Source organism: Dactylosporangium sp. CS-033363, assembly GCF_050942475.1.
Lineage (GTDB): Bacteria > Actinomycetota > Actinomycetes > Mycobacteriales > Micromonosporaceae > Dactylosporangium.
The window spans coordinates 3,711,338-3,725,547 of the sequence record NZ_CP192032.1; the positions used below are offsets into that span (position 1 = coordinate 3,711,338).

Annotated in this window: 17 protein-coding genes; 16 read left to right on the plus strand and 1 reads right to left on the minus strand. The window is 72.6% G+C overall.

The features are described from left to right. Positions 1 to 4 precede the first annotated feature (4 nt). From ACQPZ4_RS17180 to ACQPZ4_RS17190, 3 genes are read left to right on the plus strand one after another with little or no spacing between them, the layout of a single operon-like run. A complete protein-coding gene (locus ACQPZ4_RS17180; protein WP_433061733.1) occupies positions 5 to 1,195 on the plus strand; it encodes an acetyl-CoA C-acetyltransferase in 1,191 nt (396 codons plus the stop codon). Beyond that, a complete protein-coding gene (locus ACQPZ4_RS17185; RefSeq protein WP_433061736.1) occupies positions 1,192 to 2,046 on the plus strand; it encodes an SDR family NAD(P)-dependent oxidoreductase in 855 nt (284 codons plus the stop codon). The genes ACQPZ4_RS17180 and ACQPZ4_RS17185 overlap by 4 nt, the downstream gene beginning before the upstream one ends. 35 nt (positions 2,047 to 2,081) lie before the next feature. After that, complete coding sequence (locus ACQPZ4_RS17190) at positions 2,082 to 2,816, plus strand: metal-dependent hydrolase (protein ID WP_433066555.1); 735 nt, start codon at positions 2,082 to 2,084, stop codon at positions 2,814 to 2,816. A gap of 5 nt (positions 2,817 to 2,821) precedes the next feature. Here the strand turns inward: ACQPZ4_RS17190 and ACQPZ4_RS17195 are convergent, their stop codons facing one another. Further along, entirely contained in the window at positions 2,822 to 3,409 is a 588-nt protein-coding gene (locus ACQPZ4_RS17195) for a TetR/AcrR family transcriptional regulator (RefSeq protein WP_433061739.1), read from the minus strand. 143 nt (positions 3,410 to 3,552) lie between these two features. Between ACQPZ4_RS17195 and ACQPZ4_RS17200 the strand changes: the two genes are divergently transcribed. The 13 genes from ACQPZ4_RS17200 to ACQPZ4_RS17260 are packed head-to-tail and all read left to right on the plus strand — an operon-like array spanning position 3,553 to position 14,205. Beyond that, positions 3,553 to 4,410 (plus strand): CoA transferase subunit A, encoded by an 858-nt coding sequence (locus tag ACQPZ4_RS17200; protein ID WP_433061741.1) that lies wholly within the window; start codon positions 3,553 to 3,555, stop codon positions 4,408 to 4,410. Then, a complete protein-coding gene (locus ACQPZ4_RS17205; RefSeq protein ID WP_433061744.1) occupies positions 4,407 to 5,159 on the plus strand; it encodes a CoA-transferase subunit beta in 753 nt (250 codons plus the stop codon). The genes ACQPZ4_RS17200 and ACQPZ4_RS17205 overlap by 4 nt, the downstream gene beginning before the upstream one ends. Further along, entirely contained in the window at positions 5,156 to 6,211 is a 1,056-nt protein-coding gene (locus ACQPZ4_RS17210; RefSeq protein ID WP_433061746.1) for an NAD(P)H-dependent flavin oxidoreductase, read from the plus strand. The genes ACQPZ4_RS17205 and ACQPZ4_RS17210 overlap by 4 nt, the downstream gene beginning before the upstream one ends. After that, entirely contained in the window at positions 6,211 to 6,846 is a 636-nt protein-coding gene (locus ACQPZ4_RS17215; protein WP_433061748.1) for a hypothetical protein, read from the plus strand. Before ACQPZ4_RS17210 ends, ACQPZ4_RS17215 begins: the two co-directional genes overlap by 1 nt. Positions 6,847 to 6,851: 5 nt before the next feature. Then, on the plus strand, positions 6,852 to 7,604 hold the full coding sequence (locus ACQPZ4_RS17220) for an SDR family oxidoreductase (protein ID WP_433061751.1): 753 nt from the start codon (positions 6,852 to 6,854) through the stop codon (positions 7,602 to 7,604). A 9-nt stretch (positions 7,605 to 7,613) separates the two neighbouring features. Beyond that, a complete protein-coding gene (locus ACQPZ4_RS17225; RefSeq protein ID WP_433061753.1) occupies positions 7,614 to 8,039 on the plus strand; it encodes an FAS1-like dehydratase domain-containing protein in 426 nt (141 codons plus the stop codon). Next, positions 8,036 to 8,410 (plus strand): MaoC family dehydratase, encoded by a 375-nt coding sequence (locus tag ACQPZ4_RS17230; RefSeq protein ID WP_433061755.1) that lies wholly within the window; start codon positions 8,036 to 8,038, stop codon positions 8,408 to 8,410. Before ACQPZ4_RS17225 ends, ACQPZ4_RS17230 begins: the two co-directional genes overlap by 4 nt. Continuing rightward, complete coding sequence (locus ACQPZ4_RS17235; RefSeq protein WP_433061758.1) at positions 8,407 to 9,141, plus strand: enoyl-CoA hydratase family protein; 735 nt, start codon at positions 8,407 to 8,409, stop codon at positions 9,139 to 9,141. Before ACQPZ4_RS17230 ends, ACQPZ4_RS17235 begins: the two co-directional genes overlap by 4 nt. Further along, positions 9,138 to 10,277 carry an acyl-CoA dehydrogenase family protein gene (locus ACQPZ4_RS17240; RefSeq protein WP_433061761.1) on the plus strand — a complete coding sequence of 380 codons (1,140 nt, stop codon included), beginning with the start codon at positions 9,138 to 9,140 and terminating at the stop codon, positions 10,275 to 10,277. The genes ACQPZ4_RS17235 and ACQPZ4_RS17240 overlap by 4 nt, the downstream gene beginning before the upstream one ends. A gap of 11 nt (positions 10,278 to 10,288) precedes the next feature. Further along, the gene (locus ACQPZ4_RS17245) at positions 10,289 to 11,167 is read left to right on the plus strand and encodes an acyl-CoA dehydrogenase family protein (protein ID WP_433061764.1); all 879 of its coding nucleotides are present in this window, start codon (positions 10,289 to 10,291) and stop codon (positions 11,165 to 11,167) included. Next, a complete protein-coding gene (locus tag ACQPZ4_RS17250) occupies positions 11,164 to 12,003 on the plus strand; it encodes an enoyl-CoA hydratase (RefSeq protein WP_433061767.1) in 840 nt (279 codons plus the stop codon). The genes ACQPZ4_RS17245 and ACQPZ4_RS17250 overlap by 4 nt, the downstream gene beginning before the upstream one ends. Beyond that, the gene (locus ACQPZ4_RS17255; protein ID WP_433061769.1) at positions 12,000 to 12,731 is read left to right on the plus strand and encodes an SDR family NAD(P)-dependent oxidoreductase; all 732 of its coding nucleotides are present in this window, start codon (positions 12,000 to 12,002) and stop codon (positions 12,729 to 12,731) included. The genes ACQPZ4_RS17250 and ACQPZ4_RS17255 overlap by 4 nt, the downstream gene beginning before the upstream one ends. Beyond that, on the plus strand, positions 12,724 to 14,205 hold the full coding sequence (locus ACQPZ4_RS17260) for a class I adenylate-forming enzyme family protein (protein WP_433061772.1): 1,482 nt from the start codon (positions 12,724 to 12,726) through the stop codon (positions 14,203 to 14,205). Before ACQPZ4_RS17255 ends, ACQPZ4_RS17260 begins: the two co-directional genes overlap by 8 nt. Positions 14,206 to 14,210: the final 5 nt, after the last annotated feature.

Here is a 14,210-nt window from a genome sequence, read left to right on the forward strand (position 1 = left end):
CACTGTGGACGCCGTCATCGTCTCCGCCGTGCGCTCGCCGATCGGCCGCGCCTACAAGGGTTCGCTCATCGGTGTGCGCGCCGACGACCTCGCCGCACAGATGGTCACCAAGGCGCTCGCCAAGGTGCCCGCGCTCGATCCGGCCACCCTCGACGACCTGATCCTCGGGTGTGCGCAGCCGGCCGGCGAGCAGGGGTACAACCTCGGCCGCCAGGTCGCCATGCACCTCGGGCTCGACATGGTGCCCGGCACGACCGTGAACCGCTACTGTGCGTCATCGCTGCAGGCGATCCGGATGGCCTTCCACGCGATCAGGGCGGGGGAGGGGCACGCGTTCGTCGCGGCCGGGGCCGAGGTCGTCTCGCACTACCCGGCCGGCAAGGCCGACGGCATGCCCGGCACCAAGAACCCCCGCTGGCCCGAGCACACCTCGTCGCTGACCTGGACCGATCCTCGGGCGTCCGGTGAGCTGCCGGACGCGTACATCGCGATGGGCGAGACCGCCGAGAACGTCGCCGCGATCTGCGGGATCACCCGCCGCGAGCAGGACGAGTTCGCCGTGCGCAGCCAGAACAACGCCGAGAAGGCGCAGGCCGACGGGTTCTGGGAGCTCGACATCACGCCCGTCACGCTGCCCGACGGCACCGAACTGGCCCGCGACGACGGCCCCCGCGCGGGCGTCACGCTGGAGAAGGTGAGCACGCTGCAGCCGGCGTTCCGGCCCGACGGTACCGTCACGGCGGGCAACTGCTGCCCGCTCAACGACGGCGCGGCGGCGCTGGTCGTCATGAGCGCGTCGCGGGCCCGCGAGCTCGGCCTGACCCCGCTTGCGCGCATCGTCGCCACCGGCGTGTCCGCGCTCAGCCCGGAGATCATGGGCCTCGGCCCGGTCGAGGCGACCCGCCGCGCACTCGCGCACGCCGGCATGTCCATGTCGGACATCGACCTGATCGAGATCAACGAGGCCTTCGCCGCGCAGGTGATTCCGTCGTACCGCCAGATGGGCGCCGATCCGGAGAAGGTCAACGTGCACGGCGGCGCGATCGCGGTCGGCCACCCGTTCGGCATGACGGGCGCGCGGATCGCCACCACGCTCCTCAATGGACTGTCCTTCCGGGACAAGCAGTTCGGCCTGGAGACCATGTGCACCGCGGGTGGGCAGGGCATGGCGCTGATCCTGGAGCGGCTGTCGTGAACCTCGCCGGGAAGGCCGTCGTGGTGACCGGCGCGGGCCGGGGACTCGGGGCGGCGTATGCGCGACTGGCCGCGGCCGAGGGCGCGTCGGTCATCGTCAACGACGTCGACGCCGCGGCCGCCGAGGCCGTGGTCGCCGACATCCGGGCGGCGGGTGGCGCGGCCGAGCCCGCGGTCGCCTCGATCGCCGACTGGGCCGGGGCCGGCTCGGTCGTCCAGGCGTGCGTCGACGCGTTCGGGGCGATCGACGGCCTGGTCAACAACGCGGGCATCTTCCGCCTCGCGAACCCGGTCGAACAGGACCCGGACGAGTTCCGCGCGGTGCTCGAAGTGAACGTCCTCGGCACCGCGTACTGCGGGCTGCACGCGATCCGCGCGATGCTGGCCCGCGGTACCGGATCCATCGTGAACGTGACGTCCGGCTCGCACGCCGGCTCGGCCGCGATGGGCGCCTACGGGGCGAGCAAGGGCGCGGTGGCGTCGCTCACGTACTGCTGGGCGGCGGACCTGGCGGGCACCGGCGTGCGGGTGAACGCGGTGTCCCCGAATGCGCATACGCGCATGGCCGACGCGTACGACTCGTACCTGGGCGCCGCGGCGCAGGGCCAGAACGTGGCCAAGTCGCCGGCCCAGAACGCCCCGGCCGTGGTGTACCTGCTGTCGGACGCGTCGGCGGACCTGCATGGCCAGATCGTGCGCATCGACGGCGACGAGCTCTCGATGGTCGCCCACCCGACCGTCCAGGGCCACGGCGCCCAGAACCCGGCCTGGACCGCCTCGGCGGTGGCGGCGGCGTTCGCGTCCGGCTCGGTCGGCCCGATCAGCCCGGTGGGACTGCACCGCACGGCCTGAGCGATTTGCACCCATGGATCACCATCGAGGGCGTGATGGGATCCTCACACGCGGTGTCCGGGGCGGCCGGCTGGCTCGGCGGCTGTGCGGTGCTGGCCGCGGCCGGTGCCCCGGCCGGTCCGCCGGTCGTCGTCGTGGGCACCGTGATCGCCGCCGGCGCCGCGCTTCTGCCGGACTGTGACCACCCGAGCTCGTGCGTGGCGTACACCTTCGGGCCGGTCAGTCGTTTCGTGTGCCGCCGGATCGGCCGCGCGTGCGCGGTTCTGCACGCGCGCACGCGCACCCCGCTCGACGTGCGCGACCTCGACGGGCACCGCACGCTGACCCACACCGTGCTGTTCGCGCTGGTCACGGGCCTGCTGGCGGCGGCCGGGGGCTGGCTCGGCGGGATCGTGGCGGCCGCGGTGGTGACGTTCGCCACGACCGGACTGGCCATTCGCGCACTATGGCCCAAGCGCAAGCGCGGCACGCTCGGGGCGACCCTGGGCGGCCTGGTCACGGCGGCCGCCCTGGTCACGTTCGGGCCGGCGGACGGGTGGTGGTGGCTGGGCGTGCCCGTCGCGTTCGGCTGCCTTGCGCACATCGCCGGTGACGCCATGACCAACACGGGCGTCCCGGCGCTGTTCCCGCTGCCCATCGGCGGTCGCCGCTGGCGCCGGCTGCGCACCCCGCGCATGCTGCGCTTCGGCACCGGCGGCCGCGCCGAGCACCTGGTCCGCTGGCTGCTCGTGGCGGGCGCCATCGGTGCCGGGTGGCTCCTGGCGGTATGAAAGCGTCAGCGCCGGGCGAGGCCATCGAGGAACAGGGACGTGCAGTCCTCGGCCAGGCGCGTGATCGGGTACTCCTTGGTCGGCTTGAACCACCGCACGGACAGCCACACCGCGTCACGCATCAGGCGGTACAAAATCTTCGGGTCCAGGTCCGAGCGGATGACGCCGTCGGCGATGCCGGCCTCGATGACCTGCAGCCAGGCGGCCTGCACCTCCTTGCCCGCGTTGCGCAGGTACCCGAACCGCTCGATCTGGATCAGGTAGTTGACGTCGTTCTGGTAGATCTCGGTGGCGTGCGGATGCGCCTCGACCACCTCCAGCGACGCCACGATCAGGTCGTGCAGCCGCGTGCGCGGATCGGTGTCCGCGGCGAGCACCCGCTTGTAGCGCGTGCGCAGATCCTCGAGGTAGGAGGTGACGATCTCGTCGACCATCGCCTCTTTCGACTCGAAGTGGTGGTACAGGCTCCCGGAGAGGATGCCGACCTCGTCGGCGATCTCACGCACCGTGGTCGCCGCCACGCCCTTGTTCGCGAACAACGCTGCGGCGCTGGCGAGAATCCGCTCGCGTCGTTCCCCAGACTCCCGCGCCATCCCATGGTCCTTTACAGAGAAGGAGATGTATCCCGCCGGAGTGTACCGACCCCGCGAGAAAACGAGTGTAGCGTAATCAAGCAAGCGCTTGGTACGGTCGTGGGGCAAGTCAGCCTGCGGGAGTAAGGCGGCCAAACACAGCGATGGCGAACAAGCAGATGTCCCCCGACGAGGTCGTGTCCCGGTTACGCTCCGGCATGACCATCGGGATCGGCGGCTGGGGGTCGCGGCGCAAGCCCATGGCCCTCGTCCGGGCGATCCTGCGCTCCGACCTCACCGACCTCACGATCGTCACCTACGGCGGGCCCGATGTCGGCCTGCTGCTGGCCGCGAAGAAGGTTCGGCGCCTGATCTACGGGTTCGTGTCGCTCGACTCGATCGCCCTCGAACCGCACTTCCGCGCCGCGCGCGAGACGGGCTCGGTCGAGGTGAGCGAGTACGACGAGGGCATGCTCAGATGGGCGCTCTACGCGGCCACCTGCCGGCTGCCGTTCCTGCCCAGCCGGGTCGGGCTCGGCTCGGACGTGCTGACCGTCAACCCGGCGCTGCGCATGGTCGCGTCGCCGTACGGCGGGGAGGAACTGCTCGCCGTGCCCGCCCTGCACCTCGACGCCGCGCTGGTCCATCTGAACCGCGCGGATGTGCTCGGCAACGCGCAGTACCTCGGGCCGGACCCGTACTTCGACGACCTTTTCTGCACCGCGGCCGAGCAGGCGTACGTGTCCGTCGAGCGCATCGTGCCCACCGAGGAGCTGACCCGCGACGCGCCGGTGCAGAGCCTGCTGCTGCAGCGCTGGATGGTGCACGGCGTGGTCGAGGCGCCCGGCGGTGCGCACTTCACCTCGTGCGATCCGGACTACGGGCGCGACGAGGCCTTCCAGCGCGAGTACGTCCAGGCCGCCGGCGACCCGCAGCGGTGGCAGGCGTTCTACGAGCGCTACCTCAACGGCGACGAGGCCGCCTACCGGGCCGCCGTGGAGACCAGGAGCGTGTCGGCATGAGCGAGGTCACCCGCGCGGAGATCTGCGCGATCGCGTGCGCCGAGGCGTGGCTCGGCGACGGGGAGATTCTCGCCAGCCCGACCGGCGTGGTGCCCACCATCGGCGTACGCCTCGCCCGCGCCACGTTCGCGCCCGACCTGCTGCTCTCCGACGGCGAGGCGATGCTCGGCCGCGGCACCTGGGCGCTGGGTGAGCAGCCGCCCGGGATCGAGGGCTGGATCCCCTTCCGCGCCGTGTTCGACCTGCTCTACACGGGGCACCGGCACGTCATGATGATGCCGAGCCAGATCGACCAGTACGGCAACGCGAACATCTCCGCGATCGGCGACTTCGCGCGCCCGACCCGCCAGCTGCTCGGGGTGCGCGGCGCGCCGGGCAACACGGTCAGCCACCCGACCAGCTACTGGGTGCCCAAGCACGGCCCGCGCTCGTTCGTCGCCGCCGTCGACATGGTCAGCGGCGTCGGCTACGACCGCGCGGCCGCGGCGCCGGCGGCGGCCAAGTTCCACGAACTGCGCAGAGTTGTGAGCAACCTCGGCGTGTTCGATTTCAACACGGACGACCACCGGATGCGCATCGTGAGCGTGCATCCGGGCGTGACGGTGGCCGAAGTGCTCGCCGCCACCGCGTTCGATTTGGTCGTACCGTCCGATCTCCCCGAAACGCGCACGCCCACCGACGCCGAACTCGCCCTCATCCGCGAGGTCATCGACCCGCGCGGCGCTCGCCAGCGGGAGGTGTCCGGGTGAGTGCTGCGGCGCTCAACACGCCGATCTGCGCGCTGTTCGGGATCCGGTACCCGATCGTGCAGACCGGGATGGGCTGGGTCTCCGACGCCCGGCTCACCGCCGCCACCGCGAACGCCGGGGGACTGGGCATCCTCGCCAGCGCCACCCTCTCGTACGACGAGCTGGTCACCGCGATCGCCGACGTGCGTGCGCGAACGGACAAGCCGTTCGGGGTGAACCTGCGCGCCGACGCACCGGACGCCGCCCGCCGCGCGGAGCTGCTCATCCGTGAAGAAGTGCGCGTCGCGTCCTTCGCGCTCGCGCCCAAGCCGGAGCTGATCGACAAGCTCAAGTCGGCCGGCGTCGTGGTCGTGCCGTCCGTCGGCGCCCGCCGGCACGCGGAGAAGGTCGCGGCGTGGGGCGCCGACGCCGTCGTCGTGCAGGGCGGGGAGGGCGGCGGGCACACCGGCCCGGTGCCCATCTCGCTGCTGTTGCCGCAGGTGGTGGACGCGGTCGGCATCCCGGTCATCGCGGCCGGCGGCTACCACGACGGCCGCGGCCTGGTCGCCGCGCTCGCGTACGGCGCGGCCGGGATCGCCATGGGCACCCGCTTCCTGCTCACCGCGGACAGCCCGATCGCCGAGGACGTCAAGCGCCGCTACCTGGCCGCCTCGGTGACCGACACCGTCGTCACGGACAGCCTCGACGGCGTGCCGCAGCGCGTGTTGCGCACCCCGTTCGTGGACACGCTGTCCGCGCCGTCGGTGCCCGGCCGCCGGCTGATGCGCGCATTCGGCAGTGCGCGCGCGTTCCGCAAGCTGTCCGGCCGCTCGTGGGTGTCGCTGGTGCGCGAGGGCCGCGCGATGCGCGGCCACGGCCTGCGCTACGACCAGGTCCTGCTCGCCGCGAACACCCCGATGCTCATCCGCAACGCGATGGTCGACGGCCGCCCCGACGCCGGCGTCATGGCCAGTGGGCAGGTCGCGGGCCTGATCGACGACCTGCCCAGCTGCGCCGAGCTGATCGACCGGATCATGGCGGAGGCCGAGGCCGCGCTGAAACGGCTGGCCTGATGCCCGCGTACTCGATCGAAGGCGTCATCCCGGTCGTCCATCCGGACGCGTACGTGCATCCGACGGCCGTGCTCATCGGCGATGTGCACGTCGGCGCCGGCTGCTACGTCGGCCCGCTCGCCAGCCTGCGCGGCGACTTCGGCCGAATCGTCATGCTGGACGGCTCGAACCTGCAGGATTCTTGCGTGTTCCACACGTTCCCCGGCACCGAGGCGGTGCTCGGCCGGCACGGCCACGTCGGCCACGGCGCGATCCTGCACGGCTGCACGATCGGCGACGGCGTGCTCGTCGGCATGAACGCGGTCGTCATGGACGGCGCGGAGGTCGGCGCCGAGGCGTTCGTCGGCGCGCACGCGTTCGTGAAGGCCGGGTTCGCGGTGCCGCCGCGCACGCTCGCGGCCGGTTCGCCCGCGCGGGTCGTCCGGGAGCTGACGGCCCAGGAGCTCGCCTGGAAGGCCAACGGCACGCGGGTGTACCGCGAACTCGCCGCCCGCAGCCGCGCGTCCCTGCGCGAATGCGCACCCCTGGCCGAGATCGAGCAGGACCGGCCGGCGCTTTCCACCGGGGCCGAGACGTCGGTGCCACTGGACGTCGCCCGCGGCTCTGGTGAACCAAGCAAGCGCTTGGTAGAGTGACCGCCATGGTGGAGAAACCCCCGGCTCACGGGCTGCTCGCCGGGCGTACGGTGCTCGTCACCGCGGCCGCCGGCACCGGCATCGGGTACGCGACGGCGGAGCGCTGCGTCGAGGAGGGCGCCACCGTCGCGATCAGCGACCGGCACGAGCGCCGGCTCGCCGAGGCGGCGGAACGGCTGGGCGCGGTCGCCGTACCGTGCGATGTCACCGACGAGGCCCAGGTCCAGCGGCTCTTCGACACCGTCACCGAGCGGCTCGGCGGCCTCGACGTGCTGGTGAACAACGCCGGGCTCGGCGGGACGGCCGACATCGTCGACATGAGCGACGAGCAGTGGTCGTCCGTGCTCGATGTGACGCTCACCGGCACGTTCCGGTGCACCCGCGCGGCGCTGCGGCACATGATGCCGCGCGGCCGGGGCGCCATCGTGAACAACGCGTCCGTGATCGGCTGGCGCGCGCAGGAGGGCCAGGCCCACTACGCCGCGGCCAAGGCCGGCGTGATGGCGCTGACCCGGGTCTCCGCCGTCGAGGCGGCCAGGGCCGGGGTGCGCGTCAACGCCGTCGCCCCCAGCCTCGCGATGCACCCGCACCTGGCCAAGGTGACCACCGAGGAGCTGCTCGCCGAGCTGTCGCAGCGCGAGGCGTTCGGCCGGCCGGCCGAGCCGTGGGAGGTCGCGAACGTGATCGTCTTTCTCGCCAGCGACTACAGCACGTACATGACCGGCGAGGTCGTCTCCGTCAGCAGTCAGCATCCGTAGGGGATCCGCATGGTTGACGACAGCGCCGCCGGCCGTACCGGCGAGGCCTTCACGCTCGACATCGAGCGCGGCAAGATCCGCGAGTTCGCCCGGGCCACGCACTCGGCGAATCCGGCGTATCTGGAGGGCGACGATCCGGTGGTACCGGCGACGTTCCTCACCACCGCGTTCTTCTGGCAGCACGGCGCGGCCGACCCGTGGGAGGCCGTGGCCATGGATCAGCACAAGGGGCTGCACGCCGAGCAGGAGTTCGTGTTCCACGGGCCGCCGCCGCGGGCCGGCACCCGGCTCACCGGCGTGTCCCGGATCGAATCGGTCACGCGCAAGGAGGGCCGGTCGGGGCCGCTCGCGTTCGCCGTCATGGTGACCGAGTTCCGCGACGACACCGGCCGCCTCGTGGCCACCGCGAAACTGACCGGGGTGGAGGCCGGATGAGCGGGTTCGTCGTCGGGCCGCTCACGCGGACGGATCTGGTCAGGTACCAGGGCGCGTCGGGCGACTTCAACCCGATCCACCACGACGAGGAGTTCGCGCGCGCGTCCGGGCTGGCCGCGCCGCTCGCCCTCGGGATGCTGCAGGCCGGCTTCCTGGCCACCTGGGCCACGGACCGGTTCGGGGCCGAGAACGTGCGGGCGTTCCGCGTCCGGTTCGCCGCGCGGGTCTTCCCCGGCGACACCGTGACCTGCGACGGTTCGGTCACCGCGCGCCGCCCCGGCGAGTTCGACGTCGAGATGACCTGCACCAAACAGGACGGCACCGTCGCCGTGTACGGCTGGGCGACCTTCGCAACGGATGGTACCGAATGATCGAGTCCACTGTGGACGAGCGCGGCGTCGCCGAGATCGTCATGAACAACCCGCCGGTCAACGCGCTGCCGGTCAAGGGCTGGTTCGACCTCGCGGCCGCCCTGGACGCGGCCGGCGCCGACCCGGCCGTGCGCGCCGTCGTGCTGCGGGCCGAGGGGCGCGGGTTCAACGCCGGCGTCGACATCAAGGAGCTGCAGGCGGCCAAGGACTTCGGCGCGCTCGTCAACGTGAACAAGGGCTGCGCGGCCGCGTTCGCCGCCGTGTACGACTGCCCGGTTCCGGTCATCGCGGCCGTGCACGGGTTCTGCCTCGGCGGCGGGATCGGGCTGTGCGGCAACGCCGACATCATCGTGGCCGGCGAGGACGCGACGTTCGGGCTGCCCGAGGTCGACCGCGGGGCGCTCGGCGCCGCCACCCACCTCTCGCGGCTGGTCCCGCAGCACAAGATGCGCGCCATGATGTACACCTCGGCCACCGCGACCGCCGCCGAGCTGCACGCGTTCGGGTCGGTGCTGCGGGTCGTGCCGCGCGCCGAACTGCGCGACACCGCGCGCGCGATCGCGCACGACATCGCGGCCAAGGACCCCAATGTGATCAGGGCGGCCAAGGAGTCGCTCAACGGCATCGACCCGTGGGACCCGAAGCGGTCGTACCGATACGAGCAGGGCTTCACCTTCGAGCTCAACCTCACCGGGGTCGCCGACCGGGTGCGCGACGAGTTCGGCCAATGAGCACGGTCGACCTCTCCGATTCGCCGGCCGAGGCGGCGTTCCGGGCGGAGGCGCGCGACTGGTTGCGCGCGAACGTGCCGGCCGAGCCGCTGCCGTCGGGCGACACGCGTGAGGGCTTCGCCGTACACCTGGAATGGGAACGGCGGCTGTTCGACGCGCGCTGGGCGGTCGTGTCGTGGCCCGGGGCGTATGGCGGGCGCGACGCGTCGCTCTGGGAGTGGCTGATCTTCGAGGAGGAGTACTACGCAGCCGGCGCGCCGCAGCGGGTCACCCAGAACGGCATCTTCCTGCTCGCGCCGACGCTGTTCGAGTTCGGCACCGACGAGCAGCGCGACACGCTGCTGCCGCGGATGGCCGCCGCGCGGGACCTGTGGGCGCAGGGCTGGTCCGAGCCCGGGGCCGGCAGCGACCTGGCCGCGATCGCCAGCCGGGCGGTGCGAACGGACGGCGGCTGGCGGCTGTCCGGGCAGAAGACGTGGACGACCCGTGGCGCCTTCTGCACACATCTGTTCGGGTTGTTCCGCACCGACCCGGACGCGCCGCGGCACCGCGGCCTCACGTACTTCCTCGTCCCGCTCGACGCCGCCGGCGTGACGGTGCGCGGGTTCGGCCGGCTCGACGGCGACGAGGGCTTCGCCGAGGTGTTCCTCGACGACGTGTTCGTGCCCGACGCGGCCGTCCTCGGCGGCGTCGACCGGGGCTGGAAGGTGGCGATGGCGACCACCGGCTCCGAGCGCGGCCTCACCCTGCGCTCCCCGGGCCGGTTCCTGCACGCCGCCGAGCGGCTCATCGCGCTGGCGATCGCGCACCCGGACCGGCTGCGGCCGGCGCTGCGTGAGCGGATCGTGCGCGTCTGGCTGCGCGCCCGCGCCTATCGCCACTTCACGCTGCACCAGGTGACCGGCCTCGTCGAGGGGCGTCCGCCGGGCGCGCGGGCGAGCCTGAACAAGCTGTACTGGTCGCAACTGGACATCGACCTGCACGAGGTCGCGCTGTCGCTGCTCGGCGCCGAGGCGCTGCTCGACACCGCCTGGACGCGCGGGTACCAGTTCTCGCTGGCCGGCCCGATCTATGCGGGCACGAACGAAATCCAGCGCAACATCGTCGCCGAGCGGGTGCTCGGCCTGCCCCGATAGGTCGGCCCGCCATGCGTTTCGCGCCCACTGACGAGCAACTCGCCTTCGCCGACGCGGTCCGGGCCCCCCTCGCGGCCGGGGACTGGGACGCCCTCGCCGCGATGGACGTGTTCGCCGACCTCGGCCTCGCGCCGACCGACTTCGTGGGCGTGCTCGAGGCGGCCGGCTACGCGGCGATCGACGCGCCGTTCTCCGCCACCGCGTTCGTGGCCGGCCCGCTGCTCGCCGCGCTCGGCGATCCGCGCGGCACCGACGGTTCGCGCATCGCGCTGGCCGGTCCGCGCGGACTCACCCCGTTCGGTGCGCATGCGGACTGGATCGTGCACCTGGACGACGGCGTCGCGCGCATCGGCGCCGCGGCCGGGGCGCCGGTGTCCACCGTGGACACCGCCCTGCACGCGGTGTACTCGACCGGGGCGGAGGTGCTCACCGAGGACCGCGCACTCGTGCGCGCGGCGCGGCTGCGGGCCGGGCTCGCGCTCGCCGCCGAGCTGGTCGGGCTCGGGCGCCGGATGCTCGACCTCACCGTCGCGTACGTCAAGCAGCGCCACCAGTTCGGCGCGCCCGTCGGCAGCTTCCAGGCCGTCAAGCACCACCTCGCCGACGCGCTGCTCGGCCTGGAGTTCGCCGCGCCGGAGGTGCTCGCGGCGGCCTGGGCGATCGAGCACGACGCGGACGCCGAACGCGCGGTCGACGCCGCCGTGGTGCTCGCCGCCGAGGCCGCGCACGAGGCCGGGCGGCACGCGGTGCAGTGCCACGGCGCCATCGGCTACACGGTGGAGTACGAGCTGCACCGGTACCTCAAACGCGCATGGGCCCTGGAGGCCCTGGCCGACACCGGAACCCGCCTCGACCGCCTCGCCGCATCCCTTCTGGAGGACGTCCAATGAGCGACGACGTCGTGCTGTACCGCACCGATGGCCCGGTCGCGGTCATCACCATGCACCGGCCGCAGTACCGCAACGCGCAGAACTCGGCCATGACGTACGCCCTCGACGACGCGTTCTACCGCGCGGCCGCCGACGACGACGTCAAGGTGATCGTCCTGGCCGGTTCGGGTGAGCACTTCTCGGCCGGGCACGACATCGGCACCCCCGGCCGCGACATCGACACCAGCTTCGAGCGCCGGGCCGGCCTGTGGTGGGACCACGTCGGCAAGGAGGGCGCCGAGAGCCGCTACGCCCGGGAGTCCGAGGTGTACCTCGGGATGTGCCGCCGCTGGCGCGAGCTGCCCAAACCGACGATCGCCATGGTGCAGGGCGCGTGCATCGCCGGCGGGCTCATGCTCGCCTGGTGCTGCGACCTGCTCGTCGCGGCCGACGACGCGTTCTTCGCCGACCCGGTTGTGCGCATGGGCATTCCGGGTGTGGAGTATTTCGCGCATCCGTGGGTGATGGGGCCGCGGTACGCCAAGGAGTTCCTGTTCCTCGGTGAGCGGGTGCCCGCCGATCGCGCGCTCGCGCTCGGCATGGTGAACCGGGTCGTGCCGCGGGCCGACCTGGAGACGTCCACGATGGACATCGCGCAGCGCATCGCGGCCATGCCACGGCTCGGCCTGGCCCTGACCAAGAAGGCGGTCAACCAGGCCGAGGACCTCATGGGGCTGCGCGCCGGGATGGACTCGGTGTTCGGTCTGCACCACGTCGCGCATGCGCACAATGCCGAGGTGGGCAAGGACGCGCTCGGCGGGCACGACGCCAGGTCCATGCGCAACGCGTCGTCATGAGCGCGCTTCGGTACCGCGGCAGCGTCGCCCTGGTCACCGGGGCCGCCTCCGGCATCGGGGCGGCCACCGTCCGCCGGCTGGTGCGCGAAGGTGCCCGGGTCGCGGCGCTCGATCTGGACGCCGCCGAGGAGTCCGAGGACGTCCTGCCGGTGCGCGTCGACGTGCGCGACGAATCCGCCGTGGCCGACGCCGTGCGGGCCGCCGTGGACTGGGGCGGGCGGCTCGACCTGGTCGCCAACGTGGCCGGGGTGGCCTCCTACCAGCACACGTCCGAGGTGACGCTGGCCGAGTGGGAGCGGATCATCGGCATCAACCTGACCGGCACGTTCCTGGTCGCGCGGGCGGCGCTGGATCCTCTGGTGGCGGCGCGGGGCGCGATCGTGAACGTCGCCTCGCTCGCCGGTGTGCGCGGATGGCGGTACAGCGCCGCGTACTCGGCGGCCAAGGGCGGCGTGGTCGCGCTGACCCGGTCGCTCGCCGTCGAGCTCGCTCCCCATGGCGTGCGGGTGACGTGCGTGTGCCCCGGGTCGGTGGACACGCCGCTGCGGGCGGGGCTCAGTCCGGTACCGAATGCGCATCCGCGTCTGATGGGCATGGGCGGTGCGCTCATCGACCCGCCGGTGGCGGATCCGGCCGAGGTTGCGGCCGCGATCGCGTATCTGGGGTCGGCGGAGGCGCGGTTCGCGACCGGGGCCGTGCTGCGGCTGGATGGGGGAGCGGGTGTCTGACGAGACGATCGCCGACTACGTTGGGCGCAACTCGGGGGTGGCGTTTCACGCACCCGAGGGCACCTTCACGTGGGCCGAGTACGACGACCTGTCGTCCCGGCTCGCACGGTCCTACGTGGACAGCGGCCTCGCCCCGGGTGCGCGGATCGCGGTGTTGTTGACGGGCGGTGCGCTCACCCACATCGCCTACCTGGCCGCCCAGAAGGCCGGTCTGGTCACGGTCGGGATCGGTCCGCGGGCGGGCGACGCCGAGATCGCGCACCTGCTGCGCAAGACCGGTGCCGCCCTCGCCACGCGCGCGACGCACCGCGGCCGGTCCGGCGCGGAGATCGCGGCTCGCTGCGGCGCGGCCCGGCACCTGGTGCTGGACCTGGACGCCCTCGCCGCGCTGCCGGGCGGGCCGCTGCCGGACGGCCGGAGTCCTTTGGGCCCGGGCGACATCTTCTTCCTCAACTCGACCTCCGGCACGACCGGGCTGCCCAAGGTGGTCCGGCAGACGCTGGACAACCGCAAGTACTTCGGGCCGCTCGCCCACGCCGCCGGTCGGATGGGGCCGGACGAGGTGTTCGCCAGCGTGCTGCCGGCGCCGTACGGGTTCGGGCTGTGGAGCGCGCACGTCGTCCCGGCCATGTACGGCTATCCGACCGTACTCACCGCCGAGTTCGATGCCGGCGAGACGCTGCGGCTCATCGAACGGCACCGGGTGACCGTGCTGTGCGCGGTGACCGCCCAGTTCATCATGCTGCTCAACGACCCGGCGTTCGCCGCCACCGACCTGTCCTCGCTGCGCCTCATGTTCACCGGCGGCGAGCGGGTGCCGCTCGCCCGGGCGCGCGAGTTCGAACAGCGCACCGGGTGCGCGGTCCTGCAGTTCTACGGCTCCAACGAGGCCGGGCCGATCTCGGTGACCACGGTGGACGATCCGCCGGAGGCCCGCCTGACCACGGCCGGCCGCCCCATTCCGGAGATGCGGCTGCGATTGGTGGACGGCGGCCAGATCAGCGTGAACGGCCCCGGGTGCACGCCCGGCTACCTCGACGACGAGGCGGCCAACGCCGTGTTGTTCGATGCGGACGGCCGGCTGCGAACAGGTGACATCGGCTCCATCGACGCCGACGGGTACCTGTCCATCACCGGGCGGATCGCCGACTTCATCATTCGCGGCGGGCACAACGTGAGCGCGCTCGTCGTCGAGGAGGCGGTGGCGGGGCATCCGTCGGTCGCGGCCGTGGCCGTCGTCGCCGCGCCGGACCCGGTGCTGGGCGAGCGCGCCTGCGCCTATGTCGTCACGCGCGGTCCGCTCACCTTGGACGATCTGCGCAAGCATCTGGACGCGGGCGGGGTCGGGAAGCAGAACTGGCCCGAGCACCTCGTCGAGCTGCCGGCCCTGCCGCTGAGCACCGGCGGCAAGGTGGACAAGGCCGCCCTGCGCGCCGACGCCGCCGCGCGCTACGGGGTCACGGAACCTGACTGATGGGC

What these genes read in the sequence shown, in the direction of transcription:
- ACQPZ4_RS17195 (WP_433061739.1), bottom strand. Translation starts at nt 3,409, where the DNA reads ATGGCGCGGGAGTCTGGGGAACGACGCGAGCGGATTCTCGCCAGCGCC.
- ACQPZ4_RS17215 (WP_433061748.1), top strand. Translation starts at nt 6,211, where the DNA reads ATGCCCGCGTACTCGATCGAAGGCGTCATCCCGGTCGTCCATCCGGAC.
- ACQPZ4_RS17205 (WP_433061744.1), top strand. Translation starts at nt 4,407, where the DNA reads ATGAGCGAGGTCACCCGCGCGGAGATCTGCGCGATCGCGTGCGCCGAG.
- ACQPZ4_RS17200 (WP_433061741.1), top strand. Translation starts at nt 3,553, where the DNA reads ATGGCGAACAAGCAGATGTCCCCCGACGAGGTCGTGTCCCGGTTACGC.
- ACQPZ4_RS17250 (WP_433061767.1), top strand. Translation starts at nt 11,164, where the DNA reads ATGAGCGACGACGTCGTGCTGTACCGCACCGATGGCCCGGTCGCGGTC.
- ACQPZ4_RS17225 (WP_433061753.1), top strand. Translation starts at nt 7,614, where the DNA reads ATGGTTGACGACAGCGCCGCCGGCCGTACCGGCGAGGCCTTCACGCTC.
- ACQPZ4_RS17240 (WP_433061761.1), top strand. Translation starts at nt 9,138, where the DNA reads ATGAGCACGGTCGACCTCTCCGATTCGCCGGCCGAGGCGGCGTTCCGG.
- ACQPZ4_RS17230 (WP_433061755.1), top strand. Translation starts at nt 8,036, where the DNA reads ATGAGCGGGTTCGTCGTCGGGCCGCTCACGCGGACGGATCTGGTCAGG.
- ACQPZ4_RS17235 (WP_433061758.1), top strand. Translation starts at nt 8,407, where the DNA reads ATGATCGAGTCCACTGTGGACGAGCGCGGCGTCGCCGAGATCGTCATG.
- ACQPZ4_RS17220 (WP_433061751.1), top strand. Translation starts at nt 6,852, where the DNA reads ATGGTGGAGAAACCCCCGGCTCACGGGCTGCTCGCCGGGCGTACGGTG.
- ACQPZ4_RS17190 (WP_433066555.1), top strand. Translation starts at nt 2,082, where the DNA reads ATGGGATCCTCACACGCGGTGTCCGGGGCGGCCGGCTGGCTCGGCGGC.
- ACQPZ4_RS17245 (WP_433061764.1), top strand. Translation starts at nt 10,289, where the DNA reads ATGCGTTTCGCGCCCACTGACGAGCAACTCGCCTTCGCCGACGCGGTC.
- ACQPZ4_RS17255 (WP_433061769.1), top strand. Translation starts at nt 12,000, where the DNA reads ATGAGCGCGCTTCGGTACCGCGGCAGCGTCGCCCTGGTCACCGGGGCC.